Genomic DNA, 9,776 nt, shown 5'->3' on the forward strand with positions numbered 1-9,776 from the left:
CTTACTCCGCGCGAGGCAGGTCGAAGCTGAACGCAGCCCACTGGCCGAGCTCGCTTTCGGCAAACAGCTGGCCGCCGTGGCGCTCGATCACGGCATAGCTGATCGACAGCCCCAGGCCCAGGCCCTGCCCGACTTCACGGGTGGTGAAGAACGGCTCGAACACCCGCGCCAGGTGCTCCGGCGCGATGCCGGGCCCGTTGTCGCGCACGGTCACGTGCAATCGGCCTTCGGCCCAGCGCACCGTGGTATGGATCGCGGGGGCGGTGGTGCCGGCCTTGCGCATGGCCAGCGCCGCATTGGAGAACAGGTTGATCAGCACGCCGATGATGGCGGCTTCGTCGCCCAGCACCAGCGTATCCGCAGGCAACTCGCGCGTGACCTTGACGCCGCGCAATTCATGCGCGGTCAGGCGGATCGAGGAATCCAGCGCCTTTTCGAACATGAACGGCGTGCCTTCCACCTCCGCGCCCGGCTTGCGGTAGGCGAAGGTCTTCAGGTCGGAGACGATATGCTGGATGCGCTGCATCCCCTGCTTGGCATCCACCAGGCATTCAGTCACCGACTCGCTTTCCTTGGCCTGGGGCTCTTCCATCGCCACCTCGATCGCCATCAGGCAGAAGTTCACCGGATTGTTGACCTCATGCAACAGACCTGCGGCCAGGGTACCGATCGCAGCCATTTTTTCCTGCTGCAGCATCTGGCCCTTGATGTCGACCAGCTTGCGGTTGATGACCTCGAGCTCGGCGTTCTTCTCGGCCACCTCCGCCTTCAGGCGGAACAGCATAAAGCGCGCGCGCTCGTTGAAATAGGTGTAGACCGCGCTGGCGGCGGCGGCAAACAACAGGAACAGCGAATTGACGATAAAGGTGCCGAGCGGCTCGATGCCGCCGGGGTGAAACAGGCAGGCGAGCACATACAGCAGGTAGGAAAGCACGCCGAACACCAGGTTCTGCCACAGCCCGAACGGCAGCGCGATGCCTGATGCGAAGATGGCCAGGTTCAGCCCGACGTAGTACGGCGAATGCACCCCTTCGGTCTGCGAGATCATCCAGGCGATCATGATCTGCGGCAACAACAGCCAGGTGAGCGTCAGCCAGGGCGCGAAGCGGCGGCCGGCGGCACTGTACAGGACCACCACGACGCCGGCGATCAGCATCGACACCACTACGCGTGCCACCGCAAAGGGAAACTGCTGCTGCGGATACTGTCCGTAGTCGAGCCCGACGCCGAGCAGGACCAGCACGATCGCGGTATAGGCGCCGCCGCGGCTGAAGGCCAGACGGAAGTCGACCAGTTCGGACTGGTAGCCGGCGTAGAGTTGGTTGGTGCTCATGGCGTGACCCGCGAGGACAGCCTCAGTCAATGGTGGCTTCCGCGAATACGTTGACCCCGGTGCTGTCGACGTAGACGCGGTGCGAATGCGAGTGTTCGGGCAGCAGTTGCGCCATGCCCGCATCGTCGCGATAGATCAGGTACCACTCGAGCAGGTGCTCCATGCCGAATTTCTCCGGATTGTCGGCATGGACGTTGGTCACCAGGATCTGGCCGCCGGGGCGCGAGCGCGAGGCAAAGTACGACAGCAGCCGGGCGCAGACCTTGTCCGAAAGGTAGTCGAACAGGCCGGCGCAATAGACCGCGTCGAACTCGCGCGCGGCGGCATCGTCCGGCGAGATGCGCCGCTTGAGCAGTTCGTGCACCGACTGGTGCACCATCTCGACGGCAAACTTGTTGCCGACGCTGCTGGCCGAGCGCTCGATCGACTTGTGCGTGTATTCCAGCGTCTCTTCGCTGAAATCGACCAGCTGGAACGACAGCAGCTCCGGGTTCGGGTATTCGCGCACGAAGCGCTGGATTTCGAAGGCCGGGCCGCATCCGACATTGAGCACGCGGAACGGCCGCCCGGCGGCGCGCGCGCGTTCGGCCTGGCGCGTGAGGAAATCGATCAGCAGGTCGATGCGATTGCGGTGCGCGGTTGCCACCGCCGCCTTCAGGAAGGCGGTATTGACGATCTGGAAGTAGGTGGTCGGGCCTTGTTGCGGATCGCCCAGGATCTGGTTCACCATTTCGTAGTCGCCGGCATAGCCGAGCGGCTTGGTGAAGGTGCGGTAGACGAACGGCGCGCGCAGCAGCAAGGGATGCAGCGCCGACTGCGCGTAGGTGCGGTGCACCGGGGCGATTTCGGCGTCCACGCGCTGGGCCTCGCCCTCGAGCCAGTCCAGGTAGGTCTTGGTCTTGGCCATGATCGGCGTGGCCAGCTCGTAGAAGACGTCCTCGCGCAGCTTGCCTTCGGTCTTGGGCAGCGACTCGGTCAGGTCGACCTGCTCGACCCAGCGCGACACTTCGGACAGGAAGGCGCGCATCTCGTTGACCACGATCTGGTAGTCGCGCCGGATGTTGAAACGCGTGTCCCAATCCTGCACGAACAGCTCGGCTTCGCGCGCGACCGACTTGGGCTCGTTGTTGAGATCGGACAGCTCGCGCCACTCGTCGATCAGCGTCAGCGAAACCACCGCGGTCAGGCCGGTGTTCACCAGGCTCATCACCACGGCCTTGCCGAGATAGGCATTCTTGGCGCCCATGCGGACGCTGAGCTCGCTCAGCACCTCGCTGACCTGCACGATCGAATACGGGTTGTAGATTTCCATCACCAGAGATTTCCTCTGGAGATTGATGATCGTGCCCCGCACCTGCTCGCCCTGCGAGTTGCGGAAACTAACTACCGGATCGATTTGCGTTTTGGAGTACACGGTATAGCGCCAGGGAAAACCGGGAAACGCTGCGGGCCATACAGCCAGGGCAGAACGGCCGGGTACAGCATGAGGGGCGAGGGGGTCGCGGGAACGGCTACCGGTATCGGGACATGCAGCGAATGCTCATAGTGATGCGCTCTGGCCAGTTGCGGGCATGGCTGCCCCCCGCCGTGGCAGGAGTCGCAATACCCCGGATCATGGTGGATTGCCGCGGGCCATTGTACTGTGCCCGTCGCAACTCGCACAACAAAGTGCCGTGGCGGCCCCCCCGCATGGTGCAATACAACAAAAAAAGGCCGGCATGAGCCGGCCTTGACTACGGTCTTGCCCGCCGCAGCGGGCCGCGCGCTCAGTCTGCGCGCACGCCTTCCACCTGGATGGCAAGCTTGACCTCGGGCTTGAAGCCCATCTTGACGCCATAGTCCAGGCCGAAATCGGCCCGGTTGAAATGACCCACGGCGTCGGCGCCGCAGGCTTCGCGCTTGAGCATCGGGTGCTGGATGCACTTGAATTCGCGGATTTCAAGCTTGACCGGCTTGGATACGCCGCGCAGCGTCAGCACGCCGTCGACCTCGGTCGGCACGTCGCCCTTGAACTTGGTGAACTTGCCCTTGTAGGTGGCCTCGGGGAAGGCTTGCACGTCGAACATGTCAGGGCCCTTGGCGTGCTGGTTCAGCTTGGCATTGCCGAAATCGATCGAAGCCGGGTCGATGTTGACCTCGACCGAGCCCGCCTTGGCGGCGCGGTCCAGCGTCACCACGCCGCTGGACTTGTCGAACTTGCCGCGCCAGGTCGACAGGCCGCCCAGGTGGTCGGCCTCGAAGCTGGGATAGGTATGGGTCGGATCGAGGTTGTACGTCACGGTGTTGGCCGAAGCCACGCCGAAGGCGGCGGTTGCGGAAACGGCCGCGACGGCGGCAACGAGGGAACGCAGTTTCATGGTGTCTCCCGACAAATCAGGGTTGGGATGGAGCGGTTCAGGTAAGTCCTGGGGTACGTCAGCGGAATGCCGGCCTTACTTCTTGGCCAGCACGATACGGAATTTGATCTGGACGTCGTCGGCGACCACGGAGGTGTCCTTCCATTCGCCGTCGCCGATATTGAACGCGGTGCGCTTGATCGGCAGCGCGCCCTCGAACACCTGCGCGCCGCCCTCCTGGCGGTAGGTGGCGGGCACCACCACGTCCACGGTCTTGCCCTTGATGGTCAGCTTGCCGGCCACATCGTACTTGCCCGGCGTGCCGTTCTTGATGCTGGTCGACTGGAACACCGCCTTGGGGTACCTGGCGGCGTCGAACCAGTCCTTGCCCTTCACTTCCTTGGTGGTCTCGGCATCGCCGATCTCGAAGCTGGCCACGTCGATCTCGATCTTGGCTGTCGATGTCGCCAGCTTGGCGGGGTCGAAGCTGACGTTGGCGTCGAACTTCTTGAACTTGCCTTCCATCGGCACGCCGATCTGGCGCGCCACCGCGGTCACCGAACTCTTGGCGGCGTCGACCTGGGCCCAGGCCAGGTTGGCGGCGATGCCGGTGGCGGCCAGCACGGCAACCAGGGTGGCACGGAGAGTGGCCGAGCCGCGGCGGGAATTGCGTTTCATCTGGGAAAACTCCTGTCAGGGACGGCGCAGCCGCGCCGCGGAACGAAAATGATTGGCGCGCGAGGTTCAGCGCAGGAACGGCAGCATCCGGCCCAGCGTGCCGTCGCGGTCGACAAACTGGTGCTTCACCGCCGCCGCCGCATGGACAACGACCACCGCGGCCATCAGGTAGTTCAGCCAGATATGGGTGAACTTCAGCACTTCCTTCAGCGCATCGCTTTTCTCGATCAGCGCCGGCATCTTCCACAGGCCCAGGTAGACCACCGGCACGCCCGCGGCCGAGCTGTACAGGTAGCCGCTGATCGGCACGATCACGATCAGCAGGTACAGCAGATGATGGGCGCCGGCCGCCGCCCTGGCCTGCCACGCCGGGGTGCCGGGCGCGACCGGCGGCGCGGCGTGAGTGGCGCGCCACAGCACGCGCAGCACGGCGATGGCGAAGATCGTCACGCCCAGCCACTTGTGCCAGGAGTACAGCTTGAGCTTGGTCGGCGTCAGCCCGGGAATGCCGGTCATGTACAGGCCCAGCCCGAATGCGGCGAATATGGCCAGCGCCACCAGCCAGTGCAGGGCAATCGCGGTGGCACCGTAGCCGGCGGGGGCAGTGGCGGTAGAACGCATCGGATTCCTCTCGCCCGCGGCACGGGCGTTTCACAATTTTGGGGAAGGCATCGGCGCGGTCCCACCGCCGTGCGCTTACGATTCTCGCATTATTGCGGTCGGATGTGCGCCAGTGAAGGACAGTCCTTCATTAAGTTATTCAAATGCTTTGAAGCGACATTCCGGCGCAGGCGTCACAACGGCACGGCAGGCGCACGCGCAGCCTGTCGGAAAAGCAAAAAGCCATCCCGCGGGATGGCTTTCGGTTTGCGCCGCCCCATTTTTAGGGGCGCGAAGTGGCGTCAGATGCGCTCGGCAAGCACCACGGCCTTGCCGATATAGCTGGCGGGCGTCATCTCCAGCAGCAGCTTCTTGGCGTCGTCGGGGATCGCCAGGCCGTTGATGAAGGTTTGCAGCGCTTCGCGCGAGATGCCCTTGCCGCGGGTCAGCTCCTTGAGCTGCTCGTACGGGTTGGGCACGCCGAAACGGCGCATCACGGTCTGCACCGGCTCGGCCAGCACTTCCCAGCAATTGTCGAGGTCTTCGTCCAGCCGCTCCGGGTTGGTCTCGAGCTTGCCCAGGCCGCGCAGGCAGGCCTCGTAGGCCAGCAGGCTGTAGCCGAAGGCCACGCCGATATTGCGCAGCACGGTGGAGTCGGTCAGGTCGCGCTGCCAGCGCGACACCGGCAGCTTCTCGGACAGGTGGCGCAGCACCGCGTTGGCCAGGCCGAGGTTGCCCTCCGAGTTCTCGAAATCGATCGGGTTGACCTTGTGCGGCATGGTCGACGAGCCGATTTCGCCGGCCTTGGTCTTCTGCTTGAAGTAGCCCAGCGAGATATAGCCCCAGACGTCGCGGTTCAGGTCGAGCAGGATGGTGTTGGCGCGGGCGATCGCATCGAACAGCTCGGCCATGTAGTCGTGCGGCTCGATCTGGATGGTGTACGGGTTGAAGGTCAGGCCCAGGCGGGTTTCGATGACCTGCTTCGAGAACGCCTCCCAGTCGAAGGTGGGGTAGGCCGACAGGTGGGCGTTGTAGTTGCCCACGGCGCCGTTCATCTTGCCCAGCAGCTCGACCTGCTCGATGCGCTGGATCGCGCGCGCCAGGCGCGCGGCGACGTTGGCCATTTCCTTGCCGAGCGTGGTCGGGCTGGCCGGCTGGCCATGCGTGCGCGACAGCATCGGCTGGGCGGCATTGAGCCTGGCCAGCTCGACCAGGCGCGCGTGCACGCGCTTCAGCGCCGGCACCACCACGCCCTCGCGCGCGCCCTTGAGCATCATGCCGTGCGAGGTGTTGTTGATGTCTTCGGAGGTGCAGGCGAAGTGGATGAACTCGCTGGCGGCTTCCAGTTCGGCGTTGCCCTTGACCTGCTCCTTGAGCCAGTACTCGACCGCCTTCACGTCATGGTTGGTGACCGCCTCGATTTCCTTGATGCGGGCGGCATCGGCCTCGCTGAACTTGTCGACCAGCGCCAGCAGCGCGGCCTCGGACGCGGCCGAGAACTTCGGCATGTCGGGCAGGCCGGCCTGCGCCAGCGCGATCAGCCAGTGCACCTCGACCTTGACGCGGTTGCGCATGAAGGCCGCCTCGGACAGCCATTCGCGCAACGCATCGGCCTTGGCGGCGTAACGGCCATCGATCGGGGACAGGGCGGTGAGCGGCGAAAGCGAGGAGGAGGTCATGCTGGAAACCGGGAAAGGGAGGAAATAAAGAAGAAGGCGGCGAACAAGTGGCGCCACGGGGGCTGGCGGGCACGGACGGGCGATGCGCCCGTCACGCCGCATCGGCGGGCGGCCGGCGCTGCGCAACGCGCGATTTTACCACCCCTGCCCCTGCTCCGGGCGGCGGCAAAGCGCGGCCGCGGGGCATCGGTGCGCGAACCCGCATTCGCCATGCGCCGCGGGTATACTCGCGCACGCCGTTCCAGTAGCCTGTTATGAAGTGCATCGGGCAAGCCATCGCTGCCTCCCCGCCGCCGCTGCCGCCGAGCGACGATGCACTTCATAACAAGCTCAAGGGGAGAACATGAAGCTGTATGCATCCCAGACCAGCCCGTACGCGCGCAAGGTGCGCGTGGTGATGGCGGAGAAGAAGATCGAGTGCCAGCTGATCGAAGAGGACGTCTGGTCGCCTGAAACCCGGATCGGGCAGTACAACCCGCTGGGCAAGGTGCCGTGCCTGGTGATGGAAGATGGCGGCGCGATCTTCGACTCGCGCGTGATCGTCGAGTATGTCGACACGCTGACGCCGGTCAGCCGGCTGATCCCGCAGGGCGGGCGCGAGCGCCTGGAAGTGCGTTGCTGGGAAGCGCTGGCCGACGGCCTGCTCGACGCCGCGCTGCTGGTGCGCCTTGAGGCTACCCAGCGCGAGCCGCACGAGCGCAGCGAGCGCTGGGTGCAGCGCCAGCGCGGCAAGATCGACGCGGCGCTGGTGGCCATGGCGCACGGCCTGGCCGACCGCCCCTTCTGCACCGGCACGCATTACTCGCTGGCCGACGTGGCGGTGGGCTGCGCGCTGTCCTACCTGGACTTCCGCTTCCCGGACATTGCCTGGCGCGAACGCCATCCGAACCTGGCGGCGCTGGAAGAAAAGCTGTCGAAGCGCCAGTCGTTCATCGATACCGAGCCGCCGCGCGGCTGATGGCCTGTCTCGTGACGAAAACACCCGCCTGGCGCGGGTGTTTTTGTCTGTGGCGCAGGCTTACTGGATGATCCCGCCGCCCAGGCAGATATCCCCGTCATACAGCACCGCCGACTGGCCGGGCGTGACCGCCCATTGCGGCTCGGCAAACGCCAGCGTCAGCGCATCGGCGTCGACCGCCTGCACCGCGCAGGCGGCATCGCTCTGGCGATAGCGGGTCTTGGCCGCCATCGCCGCGCCCGCGGCGGGCGGCTCGCCGGCCACCCAGGACAGGTCCGACGCGGTCAGCACCGGCGTCAGCAGCCACGGATGGTCGTGGCCCTGCACCACGTAAAGCGTGTTGTTGGCCATGTCCTTGCGCGCGACATACCAGGCGTCGCCGTTGCCGTCGCGGCTGCCGCCCAGTCCGATGCCCTTGCGCTGCCCCAGCGTGTAGAACGCCAGGCCGATATGCTCGCCGACCACCTTGCCCTCGGGCGTCTTCATCGGCCCCGGTTTGGTGGGCAGGTAGCGGTTCAGGAAGTCGCGGAACGGCCGTTCGCCGATAAAGCAGATGCCGGTCGAATCCTTTTTCTTCGCGTTCGGCAGGCCGATTTCGGCGGCGATCTCGCGCACGCGCGTTTTCGGGATCTCGCCCAGCGGGAACAGCGTGCGCGACAGCTGCGCCTGGTTCAGCCGGTGCAGGAAGTAGCTCTGGTCCTTGGTATGGTCGAGCGCCTTGAGCAGCTCGAAGCGGCCGGCCGGGTTCTGGCGCACGCGCGCATAGTGGCCGGTGGCGATGGTTTCCGCGCCCAGCGACATGGCATGGTCCAGGAACGCCTTGAACTTGATCTCGGCGTTGCACAGCACATCCGGGTTGGGCGTGCGGCCGGCCGAGTATTCGCGCAGGAAGTCGGCGAAGACACGGTCCTTGTATTCGGCGGCGAAGTTGACCGCCTCCACGTCGACGCCGATCAGGTCGGCCACCGAGACCACATCGAGCCAGTCCTGGCGCGTGGAGCAGTATTCGCTGTCATCATCGTCTTCCCAGTTCTTCATGAACAGGCCGATGACCTCGTAGCCCTGCTGCTTGAGCAGCCACGCCGTGACCGACGAATCGACCCCGCCGGACATCCCCACCACGACACGCTTGGCGGCACCGCTCACGACTGCGCCCCCGCTTGCAGCACCGACGGGTGCGTGTACAGCGCGTCCAGCGCAAAGCGCTTGCCGGCCAGGTAGTCGTCCACGCACGCCATCACCAGCGGCGAACGATGCCGCTCCGGGCACGCGCGCAGTTCGTCGGCACCCATCCACACGGTGCGCACGATGCCGGTGTCGAGCTGGCGACCGGCGTCGAGCGAGCCCAGGTCGCCGGTAAAGGCGAAGCGCACGTAGGTCACGTCGCCGCCGGTGCGCGACGACAGCGAACGCCCCATGTAGCAGCCCAGCAGCGCGCGCGGCTCGAAGGTGTGGGCGGTTTCTTCCAGGGTTTCGCGGATCACGGCGCGGATCAGGCTTTCGCCCGGATCCAGGTGCCCCGCGGGCTGGTTCAGGCGCAGCCCGTCGGCGGTTTCCTCTTCCACCAGCAGGAACCGGCCGCCGCGTTCGATCACGGCGGCAACGGTCACGCTGGCATTCCAGTCACTTGACATGATGCTCAATTTTTAGGCAATCCCGCATTCTACCGGTTGCGGGCCCATCGTGCAGCGCCGCGGGAGCCACCGGCGCCCCGCGTTCCAGGCCCGGCAAAAGCCGACCGGCCGGTCACCATTGCAAGTCAGATTCCTGTAAGCTGCGGAAAAATTGTGCGCTGCGGCTTAACCCGATCCGGCAGCGCGCACGGGCCAGACGTCGGTCCGTCCAACCAGACAAGACGCCAGCTAAAGGAGAAATTGACGATGTACATCGGCATCCCGCAGGAGACGCGGGCCGGCGAGACTCGCGTCGCCGCCACCCCGGAGACCGTCAAGAAATACGTCGCCCAGGGCCACAAGGTGGTGATCCAGGCCGGCGCCGGCCTGGGCGCCAGCCAGCCCGACAGCGCGTATGAGGCGGTCGGCGCCACCATCGGCAGCGCCGCCGACGCGCTCGGCGCACAGATGGTGCTCAAGGTGCGCGCACCCGATGCCGCCGAACTGGCGCAGATGAAGCCCGGCGCGGTGCTGGTGGGCATGCTCAATCCCTTCGATGCCGAGAACAACGCGCGCATG

At 65.6% G+C, this 9,776-nt stretch carries 9 protein-coding genes and 1 pseudogene; 2 read left to right on the plus strand and 8 right to left on the minus strand.

The genetic code is table 11. From position 1 onward, the window contains the following. Nucleotide 1: 1 nt before the first annotated feature. The 6 genes from AC3FMM_RS14130 to purB all read right to left on the minus strand — a co-directional run bounded on the left by AC3FMM_RS14130 (nucleotide 2) and on the right by purB (nucleotide 6,626). Nucleotides 2-1,333 carry a sensor histidine kinase gene (locus AC3FMM_RS14130; RefSeq protein ID WP_115710749.1) on the minus strand — a complete coding sequence of 444 codons (1,332 nt, stop codon included), beginning with the start codon at nucleotides 1,331-1,333 and terminating at the stop codon, nucleotides 2-4. A gap of 22 nt (nucleotides 1,334-1,355) precedes the next feature. Beyond that, nucleotides 1,356-2,747 (minus strand): class I SAM-dependent methyltransferase, encoded by a 1,392-nt coding sequence (locus tag AC3FMM_RS14135; RefSeq protein WP_115710750.1) that lies wholly within the window; start codon nucleotides 2,745-2,747, stop codon nucleotides 1,356-1,358. Nucleotides 2,748-3,099: 352 nt separating this feature from the next. After that, nucleotides 3,100-3,690 carry a YceI family protein gene (locus AC3FMM_RS14140; RefSeq protein ID WP_115710752.1) on the minus strand — a complete coding sequence of 197 codons (591 nt, stop codon included), beginning with the start codon at nucleotides 3,688-3,690 and terminating at the stop codon, nucleotides 3,100-3,102. 75 nt (nucleotides 3,691-3,765) lie between these two features. Beyond that, nucleotides 3,766-4,347, minus strand: a complete 582-nt coding sequence (locus tag AC3FMM_RS14145; protein ID WP_115710754.1) for a YceI family protein — start codon at nucleotides 4,345-4,347, stop codon at nucleotides 3,766-3,768. A 66-nt stretch (nucleotides 4,348-4,413) separates the two neighbouring features. Further along, nucleotides 4,414-4,968: a cytochrome b gene (locus tag AC3FMM_RS14150; RefSeq protein WP_062801694.1), complete on the minus strand. Its 555-nt coding sequence runs from the start codon at nucleotides 4,966-4,968 to the stop codon at nucleotides 4,414-4,416. Nucleotides 4,969-5,249: 281 nt separating this feature from the next. Continuing rightward, nucleotides 5,250-6,626 carry an adenylosuccinate lyase gene (purB, locus tag AC3FMM_RS14155; RefSeq protein WP_115710756.1) on the minus strand — a complete coding sequence of 459 codons (1,377 nt, stop codon included), beginning with the start codon at nucleotides 6,624-6,626 and terminating at the stop codon, nucleotides 5,250-5,252. Between the two features lie 343 nt (nucleotides 6,627-6,969). Between purB and AC3FMM_RS14160 the strand changes: the two genes are divergently transcribed. Further along, entirely contained in the window at nucleotides 6,970-7,584 is a 615-nt protein-coding gene (locus AC3FMM_RS14160) for a glutathione S-transferase C-terminal domain-containing protein (protein WP_115710758.1), read from the plus strand. Nucleotides 7,585-7,644: 60 nt separating this feature from the next. Here the strand turns inward: AC3FMM_RS14160 and mnmA are convergent, their stop codons facing one another. Next, complete coding sequence (gene mnmA, locus AC3FMM_RS14165) at nucleotides 7,645-8,730, minus strand: tRNA 2-thiouridine(34) synthase MnmA (RefSeq protein WP_115681101.1); 1,086 nt, start codon at nucleotides 8,728-8,730, stop codon at nucleotides 7,645-7,647. Further along, on the minus strand, nucleotides 8,727-9,218 hold the full coding sequence (locus AC3FMM_RS14170; protein ID WP_025583862.1) for an NUDIX hydrolase: 492 nt from the start codon (nucleotides 9,216-9,218) through the stop codon (nucleotides 8,727-8,729). Before AC3FMM_RS14170 ends, mnmA begins: the two co-directional genes overlap by 4 nt. Nucleotides 9,219-9,464: 246 nt before the next feature. On the opposite strand from AC3FMM_RS14170, the pseudogene AC3FMM_RS14175 reads away from it, so the two are divergent. Then, nucleotides 9,465-9,776, plus strand: a pseudogene (locus AC3FMM_RS14175) (NAD(P)(+) transhydrogenase (Re/Si-specific) subunit alpha); the annotation flags it as partial.

The organism is Cupriavidus sp. 207A1 (genome assembly GCF_057798955.1).

Excerpts from the sequence above, each read along its gene's own strand:
- AC3FMM_RS14145 (WP_115710754.1), bottom strand. The coding sequence starts at position 4,347 with ATGAAACGCAATTCCCGCCGCGGCTCGGCCACTCTCCGTGCCACCCTG.
- AC3FMM_RS14160 (WP_115710758.1), top strand. The coding sequence starts at position 6,970 with ATGAAGCTGTATGCATCCCAGACCAGCCCGTACGCGCGCAAGGTGCGC.
- AC3FMM_RS14130 (WP_115710749.1), bottom strand. The coding sequence starts at position 1,333 with ATGAGCACCAACCAACTCTACGCCGGCTACCAGTCCGAACTGGTCGAC.
- AC3FMM_RS14150 (WP_062801694.1), bottom strand. The coding sequence starts at position 4,968 with ATGCGTTCTACCGCCACTGCCCCCGCCGGCTACGGTGCCACCGCGATT.
- purB (WP_115710756.1), bottom strand. The coding sequence starts at position 6,626 with ATGACCTCCTCCTCGCTTTCGCCGCTCACCGCCCTGTCCCCGATCGAT.
- AC3FMM_RS14170 (WP_025583862.1), bottom strand. The coding sequence starts at position 9,218 with ATGTCAAGTGACTGGAATGCCAGCGTGACCGTTGCCGCCGTGATCGAA.
- AC3FMM_RS14140 (WP_115710752.1), bottom strand. The coding sequence starts at position 3,690 with ATGAAACTGCGTTCCCTCGTTGCCGCCGTCGCGGCCGTTTCCGCAACC.